This window comes from Opitutaceae bacterium TAV5 (genome assembly GCA_000242935.3).
Classification (GTDB): Bacteria; Verrucomicrobiota; Verrucomicrobiia; order Opitutales; family Opitutaceae; genus Geminisphaera.
Map to the genome: position 1 here is coordinate 7,167,782 of CP007053.1, position 22,948 is coordinate 7,190,729.

Annotated in this window: 20 protein-coding genes; 7 read left to right on the forward strand and 13 right to left on the reverse strand. The window is 63.4% G+C overall.

Features of this window, described 5'->3' with window-relative positions; genetic code table 11:
• Positions 1-43 precede the first annotated feature (43 nt).
• From OPIT5_30280 to OPIT5_30310, 7 genes are all read left to right on the forward strand, one after another.
• The gene (locus tag OPIT5_30280) at positions 44-1,156 is read left to right on the forward strand and encodes an ABC transporter permease (protein ID AHF93813.1); all 1,113 of its coding nucleotides are present in this window, start codon (positions 44-46) and stop codon (positions 1,154-1,156) included.
• Positions 1,153-1,986, forward strand: coding sequence for a hemin ABC transporter ATP-binding protein (locus tag OPIT5_30285; protein AHF93814.1), 834 nt, complete (start codon positions 1,153-1,155; stop codon positions 1,984-1,986). The genes OPIT5_30280 and OPIT5_30285 overlap by 4 nt, the downstream gene beginning before the upstream one ends.
• 61 nt (positions 1,987-2,047) lie before the next feature.
• Positions 2,048-2,479, forward strand: a complete 432-nt coding sequence (locus OPIT5_30290; GenBank protein AHF93815.1) for a membrane protein — start codon at positions 2,048-2,050, stop codon at positions 2,477-2,479.
• Between the two features lie 81 nt (positions 2,480-2,560).
• Positions 2,561-4,912, forward strand: coding sequence for a TonB-denpendent receptor (locus OPIT5_30295; protein ID AHF93816.1), 2,352 nt, complete (start codon positions 2,561-2,563; stop codon positions 4,910-4,912).
• Positions 4,913-5,081: 169 nt separating this feature from the next.
• Positions 5,082-6,035, forward strand: coding sequence for an alpha/beta hydrolase (locus tag OPIT5_30300; GenBank protein ID AHF93817.1), 954 nt, complete (start codon positions 5,082-5,084; stop codon positions 6,033-6,035).
• A 45-nt stretch (positions 6,036-6,080) separates the two neighbouring features.
• Positions 6,081-6,458, forward strand: coding sequence for an ArsC family transcriptional regulator (locus OPIT5_30305; protein AHF93818.1), 378 nt, complete (start codon positions 6,081-6,083; stop codon positions 6,456-6,458).
• A gap of 425 nt (positions 6,459-6,883) precedes the next feature.
• Positions 6,884-8,704: a GTP-binding protein gene (locus tag OPIT5_30310; protein ID AHF93819.1), complete on the forward strand. Its 1,821-nt coding sequence runs from the start codon at positions 6,884-6,886 to the stop codon at positions 8,702-8,704.
• 311 nt (positions 8,705-9,015) lie between these two features.
• Here the strand turns inward: OPIT5_30310 and OPIT5_30315 are convergent, their stop codons facing one another.
• The 13 genes from OPIT5_30315 to OPIT5_30375 all read right to left on the reverse strand — a co-directional run bounded on the left by OPIT5_30315 (position 9,016) and on the right by OPIT5_30375 (position 22,859).
• Complete coding sequence (locus OPIT5_30315; GenBank protein ID AHF93820.1) at positions 9,016-9,453, reverse strand: XRE family transcriptional regulator; 438 nt, start codon at positions 9,451-9,453, stop codon at positions 9,016-9,018.
• Positions 9,450-9,755 (reverse strand): hypothetical protein, encoded by a 306-nt coding sequence (locus OPIT5_30320; protein AHF93821.1) that lies wholly within the window; start codon positions 9,753-9,755, stop codon positions 9,450-9,452. The genes OPIT5_30315 and OPIT5_30320 overlap by 4 nt, the downstream gene beginning before the upstream one ends.
• A 170-nt stretch (positions 9,756-9,925) precedes the next feature.
• Complete coding sequence (locus tag OPIT5_30325) at positions 9,926-10,939, reverse strand: glycerate dehydrogenase (protein ID AHF93822.1); 1,014 nt, start codon at positions 10,937-10,939, stop codon at positions 9,926-9,928.
• A gap of 247 nt (positions 10,940-11,186) precedes the next feature.
• Positions 11,187-13,337 (reverse strand): hypothetical protein, encoded by a 2,151-nt coding sequence (locus OPIT5_30330; GenBank protein ID AHF93823.1) that lies wholly within the window; start codon positions 13,335-13,337, stop codon positions 11,187-11,189.
• Positions 13,334-13,537: a hypothetical protein gene (locus tag OPIT5_30335; GenBank protein AHF93824.1), complete on the reverse strand. Its 204-nt coding sequence runs from the start codon at positions 13,535-13,537 to the stop codon at positions 13,334-13,336. The genes OPIT5_30330 and OPIT5_30335 overlap by 4 nt, the downstream gene beginning before the upstream one ends.
• A gap of 44 nt (positions 13,538-13,581) precedes the next feature.
• Positions 13,582-15,189, reverse strand: coding sequence for a hypothetical protein (locus tag OPIT5_30340; protein AHF93825.1), 1,608 nt, complete (start codon positions 15,187-15,189; stop codon positions 13,582-13,584).
• Positions 15,190-15,298: 109 nt separating this feature from the next.
• The gene (locus OPIT5_30345) at positions 15,299-16,135 is read right to left on the reverse strand and encodes an anchor protein (protein ID AHF93826.1); all 837 of its coding nucleotides are present in this window, start codon (positions 16,133-16,135) and stop codon (positions 15,299-15,301) included.
• A 103-nt stretch (positions 16,136-16,238) separates the two neighbouring features.
• The gene (locus OPIT5_30350; GenBank protein AHF93827.1) at positions 16,239-16,994 is read right to left on the reverse strand and encodes an N-terminal cleavage protein; all 756 of its coding nucleotides are present in this window, start codon (positions 16,992-16,994) and stop codon (positions 16,239-16,241) included.
• Between the two features lie 123 nt (positions 16,995-17,117).
• Positions 17,118-17,369 carry a hypothetical protein gene (locus OPIT5_30355; protein ID AHF94943.1) on the reverse strand — a complete coding sequence of 84 codons (252 nt, stop codon included), beginning with the start codon at positions 17,367-17,369 and terminating at the stop codon, positions 17,118-17,120.
• Positions 17,370-17,389: 20 nt separating this feature from the next.
• Entirely contained in the window at positions 17,390-18,997 is a 1,608-nt protein-coding gene (locus OPIT5_30360; protein AHF93828.1) for a hypothetical protein, read from the reverse strand.
• Between the two features lie 88 nt (positions 18,998-19,085).
• A complete protein-coding gene (locus OPIT5_30365; GenBank protein ID AHF93829.1) occupies positions 19,086-20,753 on the reverse strand; it encodes a hypothetical protein in 1,668 nt (555 codons plus the stop codon).
• A 95-nt stretch (positions 20,754-20,848) separates the two neighbouring features.
• Complete coding sequence (locus OPIT5_30370; protein ID AHF93830.1) at positions 20,849-21,625, reverse strand: N-terminal cleavage protein; 777 nt, start codon at positions 21,623-21,625, stop codon at positions 20,849-20,851.
• A gap of 73 nt (positions 21,626-21,698) precedes the next feature.
• Complete coding sequence (locus OPIT5_30375) at positions 21,699-22,859, reverse strand: anchor protein (GenBank protein AHF93831.1); 1,161 nt, start codon at positions 22,857-22,859, stop codon at positions 21,699-21,701.
• Positions 22,860-22,948: the final 89 nt, after the last annotated feature.

Here is a 22,948-nt window from a genome sequence, read left to right on the forward strand (position 1 = left end):
TTTCACCTGTACAATCGAGCCCGACGCCACTTTCGCCGCCAACATGTCACCATCCTCGACCCGTGACCAGGTCCGGTCCGCCACACCCGCTGCCCATCCCGGCGTGGCGCGACCGCGTCGCTGGCCCGTCCTCCTCGTCCTTGCGGCGCTCCTTGTCATTGCGATGATCGTCTCCACCGGCATCGGTGCCGTCGAGATCAGCCCCCTGCAGGTCATCGCCATCCTGCTCCACAAGCTCGGCATTCCGGCGGAGACGCTCGCCGCGCTCCATCCGAAGCTCGCTTTCGCCGACCAGCAAGCCGCCGTGCTCCACGCCATCCGCCTGCCCCGCGTCGTCCTCGGCGTGCTCGTCGGCGCGGCCCTGGCCGTCTCCGGCGCGGCCCTGCAAGGCCTCTTCCGCAATCCCCTCGCCGACCCCGGCCTGCTCGGCGTCTCCAGCGGAGCCTCCCTGGCCGTCTCCGCCACCATCGTCCTCGGCTTCAGTTTTCTCGGCCTCTACACGCTCCCCGTCGCCGCTTTCGCCGGCAGCGTCGCCGCCATCAGCGTGATCTACACGCTGGCCCGCAAGGATGGCCGCACCAACGTCGCCACCATGCTGCTGGCCGGCATCGCCATCAACGCCCTCTGCGGCGCCGGCACCGGCCTGTTCACCTATTTTTCCGACGAGGAACAACTGCGCGCCATCACCTTCTGGCTCCTCGGCTCGCTCGGCGGCGCCACCTGGAAATCCGTCCTCAGCGCCACCCCTCCCATCCTCCTCTGCCTCTGCGTGATGCCCTTCCTCGCCAGCACGCTCAACGCCCTCCTCCTCGGCGAGGCCAACGCCCGCCACCTCGGCATCCCGGTCGAAGCCGCCAAGTGGATCATCGTCGCCATGGTCGCCCTCGGCGTCGGTTCCAGTGTCGCCATGACCGGCATGATCGGTTTCGTCGGCCTTGTCGTGCCTCACCTGATACGCCTCTGGCGCGGCCCCAACCACCGCCTCCTGCTCCCGGCCTCCGCCCTCCTCGGCGCGCTCCTGCTCGTCCTTGCCGACCTCGCCGCCCGCACCATTGTCAGCCCGCTGGAGCTGCCCATCGGCATCGTCACCTCCGCCATCGGCGCCCCCTTCTTCCTCTACCTCCTCCTCCGCAAAAAAAGCCTCGGCACGCCATGACCACCGCCTCCCATGTACTGAGCGCCCGCGGCCTCGCCTACACCGTGGACGCCGGCCGCAAGACGCTCCTCGCCGACGTGGACCTCACGCTTCGCCCCGGCGAATTCCACGCCATCATCGGCCGCAACGGGGCGGGCAAGAGCACGCTCCTCAAGCTCCTCACCGGCGAACTCCATCCGACCGCCGGCGAGATCGAGCTCTGGCAAATCCCGCTCGCCCGGCACCGCGCGCGCCACCTCGCCCGCCGTCGCGGCGTGCTCGCCCAGCACACCGAACTCCACTTCGACTACCGCGCGCTCGAAGTCGTGCTCCTCGGCCGGATACCGCATCAACGCAACCAGATCGAGACCGACGCCGACGTCGCCATTGCCCTCGACTGCCTGCACCGCGTCGGCCTCGCCGGTTACGAGGACCGCAACTACCTGACGCTCTCCGGCGGCGAGCAGCAGCGCGTCCACCTCGCCCGCGTGCTCGCCCAAGTCACACCCGGCGACGCCCATCCCGACGACGCCGCCTCGCCCGACCACCGCCCGCTGCTCTTTCTCGACGAACCCACCAGCAGCCTCGACCTGCATCACCAGAACCAGGTTCTGGAAATCGCCCGTTCCCTCACCCGCGACCGCGGCGCCGCCGTGCTCGCCGTCCTGCACGACCTCAACCTCGCCGCCCGCTATGCCGACACCATCACGCTTCTCACGGCTGGCCGCGTGACGGCCTGCGGCACGCCCGACGCCGTGCTCCGCGAGGACACCCTCCGCCACGCTTTCAGCCACGAAGTCCGCGTGCAGCGCCACCCCTGCTTCGACTGCCCGCTGGTCATCAGCGCGTGATCCGCGCAAGAGCGCCCGCCTGCCAGCCGACCTTCCTCCCTCTTCCCTCATCGACCGACCAATGAACTGGTTCCTCTGGGCTCTCCTCTCCGCCTTCTTCGCCGGCCTCACCGCCATCCTCGCCAAAGTCGGCGTGGCCGGCGTCAACTCGCACCTCGCCACCGCCATCCGCACCGTGGTCATCCTCGTCTTCGCCTGGGCCGTGGCCCTCGCCGCCGCGCCCGCGCCGGTCCGCGAACTCGCCACCCTCTCCCGCCGCACCTGGCTTTTTCTCGTTCTCTCCGGCCTCGCCACCGGCCTTTCCTGGCTTTGCTACTTCCGCGCCCTGCAACTCGGCGAAGCCTCGCGCGTCGCCCCCGTGGACAAACTCGGCGTCGTCTTCGCCATCGTCCTCGCCGCCGTTTTCCTCCGCGAACGCCTCACCTGGACCCACTGGACCGGCGGCGCCCTGATCCTCGCCGGCGTCCTCGTCATCGCCAGCAAGACCAACTGAGCGGATATCACCTGCCAATAATCGGGAATCGGGACTTTTTTTCTTTATTTGAGAATGAGTCTCCAATTCAAGTGATTCGTTATGCACTCCCTCATACGAACCAGGATTCCCGTCATGATTACCAAACACACCCGCAACCCGATTTTCCTTCTGGCGTGCCTGCTCGGCGCACCGGTTTTGCCCGTAGCGGCGGCGACCGCCGGCGACTCCGACGGCACACCGTCCGCCACAGCCCCCGCTGACGGCGATCCTGCCTCCTCGTCATCCCCGGTTCCGGCCGGCTCCGCCAACCAGGCCACCGTTCTCCCCGGTATCGAGGTCACCGGTGACCGTCCGCAGGACAACGCCCTTGCCAGCGTTTCCGGTTTCGTTGCCGGGCGCACGGCCACCGCCACCAAGACCAACACTTCCCTGGTCGAGATTCCCCAGTCGCTCACCATCGTCACCCGTGACGAAATGGACAAACGCGGTGTCCAGCGCCTCACCGAAGCGGTCAGCTACGTGGCCGGCGTGCAGTCCGAATTCCAGGGAATCGACAGCCGCAACGACACCCTCACCATCCGCGGCTTCAAGGCCAGCGACAGCGGTGGCAGCAACAACGTCTATCTCGATGGCCTGCGCACCCTCAACGGCGGCCAGTGGACCCGGGCCCAGTTCGACACCTTCGGCCTCGAGCGCATCGAGGTCCTCAAAGGCCCCTCGGCCGTCCTCTTTGGCCAGGTCTCCCCCGGCGGTCTCGTCAACTCCGTCAGCAAACGTCCCTCCGTGGAATCACACACCGAAATCGGTGTCCAGGCCAGCAGCCACAACACCGTGCAGGGCACCCTCGACATCGGCGGGGCCTCTCCCGCCAGCGACAAGGTCCAGTTCCGCCTCGTCGGCCTCGTCCGCGACGGCGACGCCGAGGTGGATCACACGGAACTCCGGCGCACCTTCTTCGCGCCGAGCCTTTCGTGGAACCCCACCGAAAAGACCAGCATCACCTTCCTCGCCCAGTACCAGGACGACTCCGGCGGCTCCACCTACCAGTTCCTCCCCGCCAACGGCACCCTCCATTCCGTCAACGGCCGCAAGATCAGCCCCTCCACCTTCCTCGGCGAACCCGACTGGAACAACTACGACCGCACCCAGTATTCCCTCGGCTACGCCCTCGAGCAGATCCTCAACGACACCTTCACCTTCCGGCAAAACTTCCGCTACACCCACGTCGAGACCGACTACAAGGCCGTTGTCGGCGGGGTCGGCGCCGTCAACACGACCACCGGCATGTGGCCCCGCCGCTTCATGTGGGGCACCGGGGAATCCGACGGTTTCGCCGTCGACACCCATCTCCAGGCCAACTTCGACACCGGCCCCCTCGCCCACGCCGTGCTCGCCGGTATCGACTATTTCCATACCGACTGGAACGACGTCAACCGCGAGAACCGCCTGCAAACCGGCCCCGGCGCCGTGCCCCCGATCAATATCTTCGATCCCGTCTACTCCGGCGTCGGCAACGCCACCAACCCTCTCTACCTGCTGCCCCGCAGCAGCAGCGACGTCACCGAATGGCAAACCGGCGTCTACCTCCAGGACCAGGCATCCTGGAAAAACCTGCGCGCCACCCTCGGAGCCCGCTACGACTGGACCGACAACAAGACCCTCAATCGCCTGAGCGGCGTCACCAGCGAGATGGACCCCGGCAAGTTCACCTGGCGCGCCGGCCTCACCTGGCTTTTCGACAACGGTCTCGCCCCCTACGCCAGCTACTCGACCTCCTTCGAACCCGTCAGCGGCAGCACCGCCCCCGCCCGCGGCAGCAACCCGTTCGACCCGACCGAAGGCGAGCAGTATGAAGTCGGCCTCAAGTACAAACCCGCCGGCCTCAACGCGCTCTTCACGGCCTCCGTCTACCAGCTCACCCAGACCAACGTCAGCACACCCGACCCCCTCTACGCCGGCTACCAGGTGCAGACCGGAGAAGTCCGCATCCGCGGTGTCGAACTCGAAGGCCGCGTTTCCTTCTTCAAGGGCTTCGACGCCATCGCCACCTGGACCTGGATGGATTCCGAGATCACCAAGGACACCAACAACAAAGGCAACGAAATGACCGCCGTCCCCGACACCATGGCTTCCCTCTGGCTCGACTACACCCTGCCCGAGAGCTTCCTCGAAGGCTTCAATGTCGGCGCCGGCGTGCGCTATGTCGGCAAGACCTGGGGCGACAACACCAACAACCCCGCCCTGCGCGTGCCCGACTACACGCTCTTCGATGCTGCCATCCGTTACGATTTCGGGAAAAAATTCCCTTCGTTCAAGGGCGCCTCGGTTGCCCTCACCGCCAGCAACCTCGCCGACAAGACCTACGTCGCCACCTCCAGCGCCGGCGGCGGCGGCGTCGCCTGGTATGGCTCCGGCCGCAACGTCTCGCTCAGCTTCCGCTACGCCTGGTAAACGCCGGCTGGACCGCAGTCCGGAGCTTCAACCCGAAACGGGCGATCCCGCGACAACCGCAACCGCCACGTTCCGGGCCCGGGCTCCGGACTGCGAAATCAGCCTCAACCTGACCGCAATCCGGCCCGGCGCCGGCAACCCCGCTGTTCCTCCTCTCTCTTTTCCCGCCATGAATCCGATCCGCACCGCCATCACCGCAGCAGTCCTCCTTGCGTCGGTCAGCCTTTCCCCGGCGGCCGACTGGCAGGACTCTCCCTCCTTCGTCCGCAGCCGGCAGCTCGACCTGCCCTCCGCCATCACCGGACATACCTACCGCATCTTCGTTTCCGTCCCGGAAACCCCGCCGCCCGCCGACGGTTATCCCGTGCTCTACACGCTCGACGGCGATACGAGTTTCCCGCTCGCCGCCTTTCTCGTCCAGAGCGCCGAACCCCGCGCCGCCGCCTTCGGCATCACTCCCGGCATCGTCGTCGGCATCGGGTACACCGGAGACGAAAAAAACAAAAACGCCCGGGCCGAAGACTACACGCCGCCCGCCGCCGACCTCTCCGACACCGGGGACCTCTCCGGTGCGGTCCAAGGCGGCGCCGACCGTTTTCTCGATTTTCTCGAAAAAGACCTGAAGCCGCTCATCGCCTCGGAATTCAGAATCGACCCCGCGCGCCAGACGCTCTTCGGCCATTCCTACGGCGGCCTGTTCACCCTGCACGTTCTCTTCACCCGCCCCGCCCTTTTCCGGCACTACGTCGCCGGCAGTCCCTCCATCTGGTGGGCCAACCGCCACATCCTCTCCGAAAAGGCAGCGTTCGAAAAAAACCTGCTCCCGCCACTCAAGGCCGCCGGGGCCGTTCCCGATCTCGTCATCGGCGTCGGTTCCAGCGAGCAGACCCCCCGCCCCGACCCGCGCCTCGCCCATCGCGCGGAAATGGTCATCCGGCGCCGCCAGGTGGACAACGCCCGCGAACTCGCCGCCACCCTCTCCGCCAGCGGACTCTCCACCCGTTTTTACCTTTACGAGGACGAAGGCCACGGCGCCGCCCGTGTGCCCGCCATCAACCGCGCCGTGCAGGTTGCCTTTGCCGCCCCCGAACCCGCAGCCGCGCCAGCCGCCTCCGCAGAGTAAAAAACATGGCGCGGGCCCCGCCGTCCGTGCCACCTTGCCTGCCTCATGTCCAGACCGCCGCTCGTCATCTACACCTACGCCAAATGCAGCACCTGTCGCGACGCCACCCGGTGGCTGCGCGACCACGGCCTCGCCTTCGAGGAACGCCCCATCCGCGAAACGCCGCCTGCGCTCGCCGAACTCCGCGCCATGCTCCGCGCCCAGGGCGGCGAAATCCGCCGGCTCTTCAACACCTCCGGCATGGATTACCGCGCGCAGAATCTGGCGGCCAGACTTCCCGACCTGACCGAGGCCGAAGCCTTCGACCTGCTCCGCGGCAACGGCAACCTCGTCAAGCGTCCCTTCGTCCTCGCGTCCGACGGCACCGGCCTGGTCGGCTTCAAGCCCGACGCCTGGAAAAAGGCGCTCCTGCCTGCGGGGTAAAAAAAAGTGGCCAGGCACTCCACGGCACTGGGAGAACGTCACTACCGTTGCTACCTTCCGGTCCTGGCGGGATTCGCGCGCCTGCCCATGCATGGCACCTGGCCAACGCGGACAGTGCGGCGCGTCCGCTGCTGTTCAACCCTAATTTCGGCTCCACGGCAAACGGGGGGAGTGTAATCGGAAGTGGTGAATGCCGGATTGGCAGAAAAAGTGGCACGGGCATCATTGCCCGTGGACGGCGCGAAGCGCCGCCTTCCGGAACACGGGCTGGAAGCCCGTGCCACTTCATGGGCAAGGATGCCCATGCCACCCTCACTTCCGATGACATCCCTCCCCCTTCTGCCGATCCGTCTTGAAACTCGTCCCGGGCGTCGGCACGTTTGACCCCTTTTAGTCGAAAAACGCTACCACGCCCTGTCGTGCTTATGAACCAGAATATCCGAAATATCGCCATTATCGCCCACGTCGATCATGGCAAAACCACTCTTGTTGACCAGCTCCTCAAGCAAGCCGGCACCTTCCGTGCCAACCAGCAGGTCGCCGAACGCGCCATGGACTCCATGGACCTCGAGCGCGAGAAGGGCATCACCATCAAGGCCAAGAATACCGCCGTCCGCTGGCACGAAAAGACGATCAACATCGTGGACACCCCCGGCCACGCCGACTTTGGCGGCGAGGTCGAACGCGCCCTGCGCATGGTCGACGGCGTGCTCCTGCTCGTCGACGCCTACGACGGTCCGCAGGCCCAGACGCGCTTCGTGCTCCGCAAGGCGCTCAACCACGGCCTCAAGGTCGTGATCGTCATCAACAAGATCGACCGCGACAACGCCGACCCCGCCGGCATGTATGACAAGGTGCTCGAACTCCTCATGGAGCTCAACGCCACCGAGGAACAGTTCGACGCCCCCGTCGTTTACGGTTCCGGCCGCGACGGCTACATGAAGCGCAAGCTCACCGACGAGAACAAGGACATGACCCCGCTCTTCGACGTCATTCTCGAGCACATCCCGCCTCCCTTCGCCCGCCCCAACCAGCCCTTCCACATGCTCGTTTCCAACATCGACTGGAGCGACTACGTCGGCCGTATCGCCGTCGGAAAAATCCTCGGCGGCACCATCAGCATCGGCGACCCCGTGTGGGTCATCCGCCACTCCGACGGCAAGCGTGTGCGCGGCAAGATCAGCAAGGTTTTCGAATACACCGGCCTCAGCACCACCGAATCCGGCACCGCCTCCGCCGGCGACATCGTCGGCCTCTCCGGCTTCGAGGACATCGACATCGGCGACACCCTCGCCGCCAACGAGGACGCCAAGGCCCTGCCCTTCACCGACATCGACCCGCCCACGCTCGAGATGCAGCTCTGCGTCAACGACGGTCCGCTCGTCGGCCGCGACGGCAAGTACGTGACTTCGCGCCAGCTCCGCGACCGCCTCTACAAGGAGGTGAAAACCAATATCTCCATTTTCGTCGAGGACACCGGCTCCGCCGCCGCCTTCAACGTCAAGGCCCGCGGCGCCATGCAGATCGCGGTCCTCGTGGAGACGATGCGCCGCGAAGGCTTCGAGTTGCTCGTTTCCCGTCCCACCGTCATCGAGCGCACCGCCGAGGACGGCACCCGCCAGGAACCCTACGAAACCCTCTGGGTTGAAGTGCCGGAAGACTGCGTCGGCGCGATCATGCAAAACCTCGCCAACCGCAAGGGCCAGATCACGAACATGGAGAAGCACAACACCACGACCATGATCGAGGCCACCATCACCACGCGCGGCCTGATCGGATTCGAGGTCGATCTCGTCAACGCCACCAGCGGACACGGCATCATGTCGCACCTTTTCAAGGAGTACGGCCCCTGGGCCGGCGAGCTCACCACACGCCAGACCGGCACCCTCATTGCGACCGAAGCCGGCACCACCACCGCCTACGCCCTCGAAAGCATCCAGGAACGCGGACGCCTCTTCGTCGGAGCGGGCGAGGATGTTTATGAAGGCATGATCGTGGGCGAGAACCCGCGCCAGGAAGACATCCCGGTCAACGCGATGAAGGCGAAACAGCTCACCAACTTCCGTTCGCAGGGCGATGGCAAAGGCATCCAGCTCACTCCGGCGGTGAAAATGTCGCTCGAACGCGCCATCGAATACGTCGCCGCCGACGAATTTGTGGAGGTCACGCCGAAAAGCCTCCGCCTGCGCAAACGCATCCTCAACGGCAACGAACGCCGCAAGGCCGAACGCGCCGGGAAAAGCTGAGCGGCTTGCCGGCGCTTTTCCCCGCAGCGCCACAGAAAAACAGGCCTCCGGGAAAGAGGAGGCCCGTCAAAACCCGGGAGTCGAACCCGATTTGCACCGCAGGGATCACGTTCCACTGCTTGATACCGGGTTGCAGTCGGTTGTATCAAAAAGGAGCGGCGGCATCCTCGCCGCCGGACGGGACGAAGTCCCGCCTGAACTGACTGGAACAGGCGAGCTTGCGCGTGTCCAGCGGCGAGGACGGCGCCGCGCCCTCACCGGCTTCGCATATCTTTACTGATATTACGCATCTGCGTAGTCGCGCAGGCCCATCAGTCGAGAAAGGTGGCCGGGCTGGCGCCAAAATGCGCAGACAGGGCTTTGATGTGCGCGGTTGTCAGGTTGCGCTCCCCCTTGAGGATGCGGCTGGCAACGGAACGGTCCACACCGAGTATCCGGGCAAGGTCGCTTCCGGTCATGTCGTGCTCTTCCATCAGATACTTGAGCGCATCCAGCCCGCTGGCTTCCGGTTCGTCCGGGGCGTTCTCCTTGTCATAGGCTTCCACAAGATCGGTGAGCAGCTGGGCGTAGTCATCCTGATCGGCATTGAGCTCGCCGGCGCAATAGGGGAGCACAAGCATGTCCAGCACTTCCACGGTGTTGTCATAGGCAACCTTGTCGCGGATGGGGCGGGGCATGTGGAGCTTCACCAGCCCTTCGTAGGTGGTGGGGAGTTTCTCGAAGCTGAGTTTGTTTCTGGTTTTTTTCATAATTCGTTTTTCCAGGAATTTTTGTCGTATTCAGCGTGAGTCAACAGACGCAGGATGAATGCCTGGGCACGATTGTAGTGGATGGCGGTGACAAGGCGGTAGTGGTTGCCGAGGTTGAAGACGGTGACGGTTTTCCTGCTTTTGACGGCAACCTGATCGGCATGGGGGAACAGCTTCCGCAGGCTGACCAAATCGGTAAATGTGTTCCGGGTTATGTTCCGTTTCCATTGCTTGACAGCGGGGATGCAAGTCGGATGCCGGGCAGCGAGTTCCTGCAATCGGTTGTTTTTGATGATGCGCACGGTTGAGGCGGGAAGAATGTTGCCATTTTGGCAACATCGGCAAGCGGAATTTCGAAAAAAAAGAAAAACAGATCGCGAATCCATGCCGGATTTCGGCCGGAGAAAAACACCCCCGGCACCACGGCATGTTCCCGATCGAGGAGATACTACAGACAACAGGGTATATCAGATCAGGCCATGACGAGCGCCTGTTCGCGACAAATGACGTGACCGAGCGGTGCGCCGCTCAGGTAACGCTGAAACTCCTCGACCATGGCGCGGCCCATGCGGCGGCATTCCGGCCCCATGCTGCCGGCGATGTGCGGCGTGAGCATGACATTGGGCAAATCATGGAGCGGCGAACCGGGCTCGGGAGGAATCGGCCAGGTGACATCGAGCAGGGCCCACAAATCGGGACGCTCCCGCAGGACGGCGATCAGGCCGCTTTCGTCGATGATCGCGCCGCGGGCGGTGTTGATGAAGGTCGCGCCCGGCTTCATGGAGGCGAAGTGTTTTTGTTGAATCAGCCCCTCGGTCTCCGGCAGCCAGGGCGTATGACAACTCACCACATCGGCCTGCCGGAAAACGTCCTCCAGTGAACACAATTCCACATCGAGACGGGCGGCTTCGAGCGGGTCGATCAGCGGATCACAAGCGACTACGCGGACATGAAAATCCTGGAGCCGCCGCGCGACCATGCGGCCGATCGTGCCCAGTGAGATCAGGCCGATCGTGGAATCATACATGCCGGGCGATTCGCGGTCGGCAGACGGCGGGAAGGCGCGACGCGCACGCGTCACGGCTGCGAGGTGCCAGACGCGTTTGGCGGAAAGGACAATCTGTGAAACGGCAAATTCGGCGACCGGCACGGCATTGGCCGCGCCGGCGCTGGAGACAATGATCCCGCGTTGCCAGAGCGCGTCGGTAACGAATCCCTTGACCGAACCGGCTCCGTAAAAAACGGCTTTCAGGGCGGGAAACGCCGCGAGGAATTCCTCATCCGCGCAGGGCATGCCCCATCCCGAGAAAATGACTTCGGCGCTTCGGCAGACATCAGGATGCTCGCGCCACGTTTGGGCGGTGAGCAACGGAGGCGGTACAGCCGCCAGCCGGCTGATGTCGGCGCGTTCTTCCTCGCCGTAAATGCGATCCATCGAAGCCGGATTCAGCAGGAAAACGGCGACGGGTCTTGATGGAGTGTTCATGGGTTTGCAGGTTACCGGGATGTCTTTGACAGCACGACAGTATCCGGGATGGTTTCTGTATTCAGTATTTCATGGGAGCCGGCGCTGCTGCGCTTTTCATGCTGCTCTCGTTCTCTCCGGGCAGACGCGGCTTCCGGATCGGCGCGAGAATCTCGCCCGTTTGCATGGGGATTTTCATAATGTACCGGGCACACATTCCGAGTGTCGGACGGCCGGAGGCAGCCTCTACTTGTACAGGTGTTTTTTTTCATCTTTGCTTATTCTGTCTGACACGGGTTCGAATTGCACCCGTTGCATCGAGCAATTGGAGGAGGTTGTTGATGTTGAATTTTTCGTCGCTGTCGTGCCAGTGCGCGAACACACCGGTGTCGGTGGAGCACAGCAATTCGCGGGCATCGGCGAGCGCGACGCGAGCGGCGGCGAGATGCGTGAGAACTTCCTCGTGCGCAGCGGCGGGCCGGGCGCAAGCCTCGGCGATTTCGTGGAGCATGAGGTTGAGCCGTTCCATCACTTGTGCGGGGATGCGCAGATTCTGGTCGAAAAACCAGCGGTTGCGCGCCGGAATTTCCGCGCGCAACCGCTCCGCCTCCCGGCCGACCGCGGCAAACGCGGCTCCGGACTGCGCCGTGCCACGCAGGATGGCGCCGATCTGGCCGTGGTCGCCAGGCTCGGACTCGACGCGGAAATAACCGACGCTGCCGGTATCGGGGTTATCGAGCGGATGGCCATCGAGCGGATTCGCCGTGCGGGTGTCCCCCTGCAGCGCCTTGAGCAGCATCCCGGCGGCGCGGGCATAGCGCAGATCCTGAAAAATATACTGTCGATCGAAGCCCGGCAAGTCGGCCTTTTTCTGGAGCCAGAATGCGTAGTAATAATCGTGATACAGGCGAGCGATCTCCGGAGCACGGACAGCGTCGAAGTAGCGTGCGCTGAAATCCGTGAGAAAAGCGGAAGGATCGAAGAAATCAAAACGCCACATCATCGCGGCGTTGGCCGAGAGTTCGGTGACGTGCTCGCGGATGTTGCCGGCGTTGACAACCGTGAAGGCGAGCGGACGAGCGTTGAGCGAATCGAGCACGCGGTAGTTGGCCGCCATCTTCCATGGCCCTTCCGCCGCGACGAGGTGCGAGCCGGTGGACGTGAACTGGAAGTTGAAATAATACCCGACCAACAGATCTGGCGGCGCCTTGAAGCCGCGCACATCGGCGGCAGGAAAATGGTCGCGGCGGGCGGCGACGAAATTCCAGATCAAGGTCGGCTCGGCGGGTGGCCGCAACAACCCGGCTGCGAAAAGATCGGCGCTTTCATTGTAGAACGTCGTCCGCATCAACGGGGCGGGATTGCCAGTGACTTCCTTCACGATGGCGACCTGCCTTGCCAGCATCTGTTCGATCATGCGGGCGCGGGCGGGCATGTCGGGCGGTGCATCCGGAAATGTCTGCCAGAACGGGATGTCCCCGCCGCCTCGAAACGTAATCGTCCAGACGCATTCGAAGCCTGTGCGCACTGCGGTCTCGACGTGGTAACGCCAGTATTCACAGAGCGGCTCGGGATGCCGCACACTGAGTTTCGGGATGTCGCCGCCGCGGCCCATCCTGGTCCAAAACCGGTTCCAGTATTCCAGGCGGCGGCCAAGCCGCGCTCCGAGCGGCGAGTGGTGATGCGTGGTGATCACCAGCCCGTGTTTGTGCGCGGCGAGCGCCTCGCTGTCTGGCTCGTAAGGGGGCGAGGATTTGCCAAGATTGGCCACCGTCTCAACTTCGTAGGTGTTGTATTTGAGCCGGAGAATCGTCTCGAACATGGCCTCGGCGTTTGCCCCTCCATTGGCTTGTTTCCACGGTGAAAGGAAATCCTGGTCGTTGTTGAACCATGCGCGCCAGCGCACGCAGGGGGCCGGGTGCAGGTGCTCGAATCCGTCGGGCAGCGAAAGGCCCGCTTTCGGCTGCGGCTGCCAGTTGCTCCAATGCCAGAGAGGCGGCACGCCGAGGCATTCCTCGGTAAACGCATAAATCGCGTAAAGAAGCCCGCGCACACCACCACCTTCAAGCACGAGCCGGGGACCGTCGCCGGTCTGGACCAGACGCATGCCGTGAGCTTCGGGCGCGGAGAGCCGCGGATCGCGCCTCAAGTCGCCGGACGGCTCGGGTGCGGCGAGAATCACAAGGGCGGGTTTGCCCGCGATTTCTTTCGCGTCGGTAACCAGGGGGGACGCGCGTCCAAGCACTTTTTTCAGATCACGGATGAGGTGTTCGAGCGCGGTTTGCTCCGCGACGCCGGGTGCTCCGACAATGAGCACGGGCACGCCGGGCGCGAACTCGACATCGGCGCGGGTGACCGCGCCGCCAAGCGTAACGGCGCCGAATGCCAGAACCGGAACGCAGCGAAATAAAAAGCTCATCGGGATGCGGCAGTATCAAGGTTGAGGAGTGTGAGCATCGCCCTAGCATAAGCCACCCCGAGCAGGCGCACGAGCGCGGACTCGCTGCCGTAGTGCGCGAGGGCGTTGAGCTTGTCGCGAAGTTTTCCGCCAGATTCCGGGGCGAGCATGTCAACACCCGCAGTGTGCGGCATGCGCGCGGGTCGCACAAGGGCGACCATTGAGAGCAGCCGACTGTGTATCATGAAAACAGAGTCTCAGACATTCAGTCTGCGCCGAGCCGCTCGGCCAGTTGTGCCCGGTACAGGCTCGCCGGCTGCACGTGGGCATCGGGCGATTCGACAACGCCGCGGGGCCGGTCCGGGTAGCGGCCGTCAGAATACTTGCCGATGCTGCCGATGGCGTAATTCTGCGCCGTGGGCGGTTGTTGTACGACGATGTTCCCGGCGACCTCGCAGTTCCAGAACACCTGCTGCGCGCCGGCCCAGCCATGCCCCGTGCCGTAATCCCCGCGATCCTGCACGATCAGGTCCTTCGATTCCCGGATGTTGTCGTAAAGCGTGCCGATGGCGAACCGCTCGTGCGGGCCGGAATCCGTGTGAGAAAGCTCGGCGGCACAATCGAGAAACACGTTGGGGCCGCGCGTCCGGTAGCTCGTGGCGAAGGCATGACGGGCGTTGCGCGTACGACAGTTTTCCACGAGCCCGTACTGGCCACGGTGGTTAAAGCCATAGCGATAGCCTCCCTTGATCGGACCGACAGGATCGAGCAACGCGCTGTCCCTGATCGTCGTAAAAATAGCGGTGCGGTCGGCGGCAAAACCCATATTAAAATGCAGGGCGACGACGTCGCGCACCCAGGCGTTTTCCGCCGCCGTCAGGCTGATGCCCAGCGTAGCGTGCTCGGTATCCTTTTTTTCCTGACCTTTTTCGTATTCGGAAACCAGGCGCAGGGATTCGACGCCGCATTCGGCGGCGCGGCGTGACTCGGCACGGTAAAGAAAGCCGCCTCCGTATTGTTCGTCGATCGCGATCATGACCGGAGCGTCGAGCGTCACGCGGCGTGTAGCGGCATCGATGGCGGTGACAAAACGCTCGATCGCGAACGTGTATTCCTCGGGTTTCCACTGGTGGAGTTTGCGGCCCGGGCCCGGATTGGTGAGCACGATGCGATCCATACCCATGGCGGCGATCCATTCGGGAGTGCCGGGACGGAGTACCACCACACGATCGCCGATGGAGAGTTTTTCGGTGTGTTCGAGGGTGAGGGCTTTCGCGCTCCACGGCACGTAAGCGTCGGTCACGCGGCGACGCGTGCCCTCGATCTCCGCCGAGCCGATATGCGCGGGCGTCGTGCCGATGGCGCCAGCGGGTTTGCCGAGGCTGAGGTCGCCCACGGTAACAAGTATGCGGCGTTTTGTCCCCGTGGCGATGATGACGGTGGCGTCGGTTTCGCCGGAACCTTCGCCGCGCAGGACAACCCCGCCCGGGACGTGCAGCGAATCCGCCACGCGATAGACACCGCGCCCGAGCAGGAGCGCGCCGCGATGCCCGTCGGCGTTGGCAGGCAGCGCGGCGACGGCATCGAGCGCGGCCTGGATGCGCTCACCGTCGTCGGGCGGCGTGCTGCCGCTTTCGGCGACAACCGGTTCGAGGGTTTGGACGACAGCCACGTCCGGCAGCGCCACGCCTCCGCCATGATAACCGGCCCGGGAAAAATCGGGGATCGTATTGCCCTGCTCGTCCGCCCGATAGACGAGCCGATGCGTCGATGAACCGACCGTGACCGAGGGGGATTCGGCGGCGAAGGCGCCGGCCAGCACGGCCAGCAAGCCAAGCAACAACGGAAGGAGTGAGAAGGCAGGATGTTTCATGGGAAAATGGTAGTGGCGTTGCCGGGAAGGTCAGGGCCGGGAGCGGCGACGCTCCCTGCGTCACCCTCGGGCCCGCGTCCCGGATACAGGCGAGTGAACGCAGCCGGTGTCAGCGTTGCCGACGGCGCCCACAGGCGACGGCCAGCAAAAAACTTCCCAGTCCGCCGAGCAGGGCGACCGTCGCAGGCTCGGGGATGGCGGTGACCTCCAACGTCAGCCGATTGATCGTCAGGGTAGTTGAGTCAGCACTGGATACCTTGCTAAAATTCACGCCAATCGTGTCGAAGGAGGTGTAGTTGTAAACGGAATCCGTCCACACGACAGATTCGCCTCCGAATGAATAAGTGATTCTGACTTCGGTGGCGCTGATGCGCGCAATTTCCAAGAAGCCGCTGTAGGAAGCGTTCAGAGTGACTTTGGTCGAAGCACTGGAATCCAGCACCACACCGGGGACACTGCTGGCGCCTCCACCCAGGAGATAGGATGTGGAACTGCCGTCTGTTCTTGCGCGAAGGGCTGTGCCGGTCTCACCGGTGGCTCCCGGATTGGTCGTGATGAAATACCCCGTGTAGTCGTCGGCTCCTGCTGCACTGGAGAAATTTCCGCTTACACGCGTTGCCTCGCCGGAGTTGAACAGGCCCATGCGCAACGAAGAGGCCCGGTTGTTGACGGCACCTGTAATCGTGTAATCAAACGAAAGCGTGAGTTTTTCACCGATATCGAGCGTGACCGGCGAGCTTTGGTTGGCGAAGTAGGCGAGCGCCTCGGTGTTTTCGGTATTGGGGCGATAAACAATCTGTGTGCTGGTCTTGCTCCATGTGGTGATATTTGTGCTGCTCCGATACCAGGAACGGCCCAGCAGGTCGATTTCGACCGGTGTTGCCCAAACGGACGTGGCGCAGGTCAGGAGCCCTGTGAGCAGAAGAAGGATACTATGTGTTTGCATGGCAGGTTGTTTTTGTTCTGTGCGGGTTGTGGTTGTGCGGATTTGCGATGTTTGTGCGGGAAATACGGGTCGGGAAGAGCCCGGGGGCGGAGGGGAGGCGTTGTCAGGGTGCCTTGTCGGAATCGGCCTTGCTGACGCGGCCGACGTGCCAGTCGAAATAGAGCTGGTTGCGGTGATCGCCGTGGACGGGTTCCTTCGGGAGCTTGCCGGAATAGGAGGAGGTGTTCATCGCATCCACATCCCGCAAGGCCCACGTCCGGGAGGCAGGGTTTTCCGAAACAACCTCCGCCCAAGTGAGCGGTGTGCTGTTCTCGTCGTTGGCGTTCCCCCACGGGTTCTTGCTGCTGTAGCGGGCTGATTTTACCCCCGAGGTGAGCAAGTAGACGGGCGGCCCATCCTTGGTTTTCCAGTCAACGACGGGGACGTTGCGACGCCAGCCAAGGCAGACGTACTCGTCCGGCAAATACCGGTCATTATAAGTCGTTTTGAGCGAGAGGTAGGGGGCAATGAAGCTGAACAGGTGTTTGTTTTGAGGCTCACCATTGTTGGTGCGTGTCTGGGGCAAAACGTGCCCGTACAGCGGCCCCGGCAGCTTTCCGTCACGCCTGTCGTTCACGTACATCTGGATGCCCAGGCCATACTGTCTCAGCGCCGACACGCATTGCACATTGGCCGCCGACTGGCGAACCTTCGACACCACGGGCACCAGAATCGCGGCGAGGATGCCGATGATCACGATCACAGTAAGGAGCTCGATCAGGGTGAAACCTTGCCGAGTCTCGCTGGCGAGGAGGATTCCTCGCGGCAAGCGCGAACGCATGACGGTCGTTTTTTTTGGGTAGGGAAATACGGGGTTCATCGTGAGAAGGAAGAAAGTTCGGCGGAGGCAAGGTATCAAGCGACTCGTTGCGCAATTGGTTGCGCAAGCTCCGGGAGGGGGGAGGGAGGACCGGAGCGGCGGCGTCTCGCCGCCGGACGTGCATCAGCGCGCCTTCCTGTCCTGCGGGGCTGCCGCCCCGTCCGGCGGCGGGGACGCCGCCGCTCCGCCAGGCCGGAACATGATCGTGCTCTCATAAATGCCGTTGCGGGTGCGGGCGGTCATCCAGAGGGAACCGCCGCGACGCTCGACAAACTCCAGCGCGGGCACAGCCAAGTCTTCGATGGCTGCGGATGTGGCGGTTGTGATCGTTGCCAGCACCAGTGCGGCCAATGAGAGCAGCCGGTGGAGAATCATGAAAGCAGAGTCGCAGACATTCAGTCTGCGCCGAGCCGCTCGGCCAGTTGTGCCCGATACAGGCTCGCGGGCTGCACGTGGGCATCGGGCGATTCGATCACGCCGCGAGGCCTGTCCGGGTATCGGCCGTCGGAATACTTGCCGATGCTGCCGATGGCCCAGTTCTGCGCGGTGGGCGGTTTTTGCACGATGATGCTCCCGGCTACCTCGCAGTTCCAGAACACCTGCTGTGCGCCGGACCAGCCATGCCCCGTCCCGTGATCCCCGCGATCCTGCACGATCATGTCCAGCGACTCGCGGATGTTATCGTAAAGCGAACCAATGGCGAACCGCTCATGCGGACCGGAATCGTTGTGCGAAAGCTCGGCAACGCCGTCGAGAAACACATTGGGACCGCGCGCCCGGTAATTCGTGACGAAGGAATGACGGACGTTGCGCGTGCGGCAGTTTTCCACGAGCCCGTATTGGCCGCGTTGATGGAAGCCGTAGCGATAGCCGCCCTTGATCGGGCTGACGGGATCGAGCAGCGCGCTGTCCCGGATCGTCGTAAAAATGGAGGTGCGGTCGACGACAAAACCCAGGTTGAAATGCAGCGCGACGACGTCGCGCACCCAGGCGTTTTCCACCGCCAGCAAAGTGACTCCCACCGTGGCGTGTTCGGTATCCTTTTTTTCCTGACCTTTCCTGTATTCGGACACCAGTCGCAGGGATTCCACACCGCATTCGGCGGTGCGGCGCGACTCCGCGCGGTAGAGCCAGCCGCCGCCATACTGGACGTCGAGTGCGATCATGAGCGGAGCGTCGAGCGTCACCCGGTTTGTGGCAGCGTCGATGGCGACGATGAAGCGTTCGATCGGAAAATCATATTCGGCGGGTTTCCACTGGTAGAGCTCGCGGCCCGAGTCCGGATTGGTGAGCACGATGCGATCCATGCCGAGCTCGGCAATCCATTCGGGGGTACCGGGACGAAGCACCACCACACGATCGCCAACCGAGAGTTTTTCGGTGTGTTCGAGGGTGAGGGTTTTCGCGCTCCACGGAACATACGTATCGGTCACGCGGTGACGCGTGCCTTCGATCTCCGCCGAGCCGATGTGCGCGGGCGTCGTGCCGATGGCGCCGGCAGGTTTTCCAAGGCTGAGGTCGCCCACCGTGACAAGCCCGCGGCGTTTTTTGCCCGTGGCAATGATGACGGTGCTCTCGTTCTCGCCGGAGCCTTCGCCCCGCAGGACAACACCGCCCGGCACGTGCAGCGAATCCGCCACGCGATAAACACCGCGCCTGAGCAGGAGCGCACCGCGATGCCCCTCGGCATTGGCAGGCAGCGCGGCGACAGCGTCGAGCGCGGCCTGGATGCGCTTACCGTCGTCGGGCGGCGTGCTGCCGCTTTCGACTACAACCGGTTCGAGTGTCCGGACGACGGCCACGACCGGCAGCGCCACGCCTCCGCCGTGATAACCGGCGCGGGAAAAGTCGGGGATCGTATTGCCCTGCTCGTCCGCCCGATAAACGAGCCGATGCGTCGATGCATCGAGCGTTACCGAAGGTGAATCGGCAGCGAAGGCGAGGCAGGCAGGCACGGCCAGCGAGAGGAAAAATGACAGAAGGCGGGAGACGGGAGGTTTCATGGACGAGAAAGAAAGGGAGGATGTTCGCACGGAACAGCGTGTGCGGCAGCTTATGGCAGATTTCAGTTCTTCCGCCTGCCGGTCTCATTTATTTTTCGAAATCGGATTTCGTCCAGATTTCCAGATCCCGGAACGTCATGTCGGTACGCATCATGGCACGGAGTGCGACGTGTCCGTGGCGGAGAACGGGGCCATTGTTGTCGAAACCGGTGTCGGTGGCATCGAATACCGTTACCCCGTCGATGGCTCCGCGAAGGCGGGCGCCCTGTTGCAAGTATTCGAGACGATACCAGCGGCCGGTCTCCCACTGGCGGTTCTCGATCTGGAAGGCCACGGGGCGCAGCCAGGGATTTTTTATGACGGCGTGCGAAACCAGATCGTTGCGGGTGTCGGTCATCTCGCGGTAAAATTCCCAGTGGTAGTTTCGCACGTCCTCCATGTGGACCACGCTCATGGAACCGGTGGAGCGGAGGGGGTAATCGGCGAGGAAATCCTCGCCCTGCATACCGGAGGCCTGAGTCATCAGGAGAGCCAGTCCTCCGTGCGAGTGGATTTGAAAATGGACGCTCAGGTAAAGGTCGCCCTCGAACACGCGGCGCGTCCAGAGGTACATGCGCGTCATGTCGAGGACGTCGCCGGTCGCGGTTTTGGCTTCGCGTCGGACGAACTCGTCGAGGCCGGGTGTAGTCACGCGCAGGCCGTCGGGGCCGAAGCGCACAGTCGGGCCCCCTCCCTGGTGGAAGAAGTGGGCGTAATCGGCGTAGTCGCGCAGCGGAAGCGCGAGTTGGCGCGCCCAGCCGACGGGGGTGGCGTTTTCCCCGCCCGGCCGCCAGTCGAGCCTGGGGAGATCGCGCCCTTCGTAGATCTTTTCCATTTCGGTGCGGGTTGCGAGGGAAGCCGGTGCGCTGGCGGGAGCTTGCTTGAGACCGGAGTCGAACAAGGCGCGAAGTTGCGCGGGGGAAAGCACCTGGTCATAGAAGGCGATTTCGCCGGTGACGATGGCCGGACTGCCGAAGTAGAGCGCGGGGGCCGGGGCGTCGTGCGGCGGATGGGAGACCGTGACGTCGGAATGCCCGATCATCACTCCGTCGGAAAAAAGTTGATACACGCCAGCCTCGTGGTCCCAGGTGACGGCCAGCTGTTGCCAGACGAGCGCAGGCATGGCTAGAAAGCCGGCGAGGGCGCTGGCGGTGTGGTCTGCCGGAAATTTGCTCTGGTTGATGGTTCCTTGGCCGAATTTGGCAAGGAAGGCGGGGTACCAGCGGGTCTCGTAAAGAAGGGTGAAGTTGGCGGCCTCCACTTCCTGGACGGCTTCGCGGTCGGAGAGGAAGACGAAGCGGTTGAAAAAGGGATTGGAGCGGCTGTGCGCGGGGAGTTGCGTGGCGGGAAAGAGCTCCTGGAGCGGGAGAACCCAGAGTGTGGCGGTGCCGCGCGGCTTGTCGGCTGTGTGGCGCGGGAGCATGGCGCGTCCGCGAATGCTCCGGAAGGTCAGGCCGCTGCGGCCTTCGCGAGTGACGACTCGCGAGGGAGCGGCGCCGTCGAACACCATGACACCTCCCGCCTCGCGCGCGGCGGGGTCATAGGTGAAGGCGGGGGCTGGCGTGGCGGATTGGGTGGCAGTCATAGCGGGGGGGAGAGGGTGCCCTTCCGGCGTCGTGGAAAGAGCAGGTGCGGCCATGCCCGGCAAGGTGCACATGCCAAACGCGGGGATGGCCAGCAAGGCCGGCAAACGCAGACGACGGAAGGAGCGCTTCATGAGAGAAGTCCTGAAAAACGGTTTGTTTTGTGAAGGCATTTTTGGATGAGAGGGAACGACATTCATGATTTAGGAAAAGCGGGAAGCGGGCAGCCTCATGGAGAAGTGGGCTGTTTCAGTCCGGCAAGCACTCGTATGGTGTCATATGAACCGAGCCCGGTGAAGCGGGACAGCGGGAACACCGTTACGCTTCCATCCAGCCGCACCACGGCGGCTTTTGTATCCGTAAAGCCCGTATCCTGTATCTTGCTCGCGCTGGTGGGGTCGGCAAGCAGGGGCGTGGTCCGCACGTAATTCGCATCATTGCGGTCATTGAACAGATCAGGCTCTATGGCGGTTCCGCTGGCGGGGAGGGAATAAAAACAATAGCTGATACGGAAGCCGACGTTTGACGTGGCCTTGAGCTGGCCGGGCGTGCGTCCTTCTTCCAGCGGAGGCGTGAAGGGACCATAAAACACATCCGCATTGGGAACCTGGCCGGCGCCCGAACCGCCGGGAAATCCTTCTCCAAGTATTCGGAGCAAGTCCTGTCGGTTGCTGAACAGGTTCACGCCTTCGGTCTGCTGCGCATCGCCCGAAGAATTGATCACGACCACAGGCATCTTGCCCTTGTTATCGTTGGCGTAGAGGTGGCAAGCCATGCCGAGCGTACGCAGTTTGGCCACGTTTTGCGCCCGGCGGGCGGTCTGGCGTACGCTGCCGAGAGCGGCCAGTGTAATCGCGGAAAGGATACCGATGATGGCCACGACCGTGAGCAGTTCGATCAGGGTAAAAGCGCGATGTCGCGAACGGGTAGATGACATGAAGCCGACAGGAGAGGGAAAACCCTGCATGCGGCCGCTTCCATTCCGGAAGGATGTGTTGTTTTTCATAGGGGAAGAAAGTCGGGGATTTGAGGGCAGACATGCACGGTTGCCTGCCCTGTTTTGATGGGCCTGAGAGCAATCAGCGTTTCAGTCGACGCAAGCCGATAACCAGCGCCAGCGTGCTGATCCCGGCAAGGAGCGCGACGGCGGAAGGCTCGGGAATCTGCGAGGTGCTGATGGAGAGATTGCCGGTGGATGCCGAGAAGGCGTAATTGAAACCGTTGTAGTCGGTTGTCCAGAGTCCGTTCCCGTCGCTCGCAAGCGACTGGCTGATGCCGGACAGGGTGACTGATGCAAAGTCGCCGGTCAGCCCTTCGGTAGTCTCGAATAATTTGAAGACGGCGCCGTCCGCGAGTGCGCCGGAAGCGAGATCAATCACAAGGTCGCCGCCAAACGTGATGGTGGTGGCCGAGACGATCTTGGCCGCATCGGTCGTGGAGAACAGGTGCAACAGAGTGGTGCCGCCGGTCAGGGTGAGGGCTCCGCTGAGTTTGAGATTGGTGTCGGTGATGGTCGTCCCGGAAGTGCTCCCGGTATAGGCGGCGCCCACCTCGATTTTACCGGAGCTCATGGTGATGTTGCCCTTGCCGACGCCGCTGGCGGTATAGGTCACGCGAGTCGCGTTACCGGAGCCCGTTTTCCGCGCATTCTGGACGACAAGTTCCCCGCCGGCGATGGTCGTGTCGGCATTGAACAGCTGCACTGTCTCGATGGTGGCACCACTGGCATTGATGATCTTGCCCAGATGCAACGCTCCACCTGTGTTGAGAGTGATGCCGCCCGCCGCAGAAAGGGAACGTACGGAGGCGCCGGCTACTGCCGCATAGGCGCCGCCATCGACGGTGTCGGCGGAAGCAATGGCGGCGAGCGCCGTGTCAAGGCGAAGGATCACCTGCCCTCCTCCGGAGGCCCCAAGCACAATCGCGTTGGTAAAACCGACGTTGCGACGAAGTTCCACGATATTCTGGAAAGGGGACGTCTGTGAAAACTCGATACCGAGCAGCAACCCGCCGATCCCCCCGTTGTAGGCGATCACCGTCCGGTTGGCCGTGGCATTCCCGAAATTGGCGATTTGGTCGCTAGCGGTCGGGCGGGCTCCGCCTTCCCAATTGGCATCAACCGACAGGCCGCCGGTCGAGGGACTGGCCCAGTTGATAGTCGTTTGCGCGGACACGGAAGTGACCGCAAGAATGGCAAATGCTGCCACGGTGCTGAGGGTTTTGTTGGTATTCATAAGCATGAATTTGGGTGTTCGGATTGGCTTTACGCGGTTTGTCGGGAAAGGGCAGAAGCGGCGGCGGCGAGGTATCGGGGGTAAACGGGGGGCGT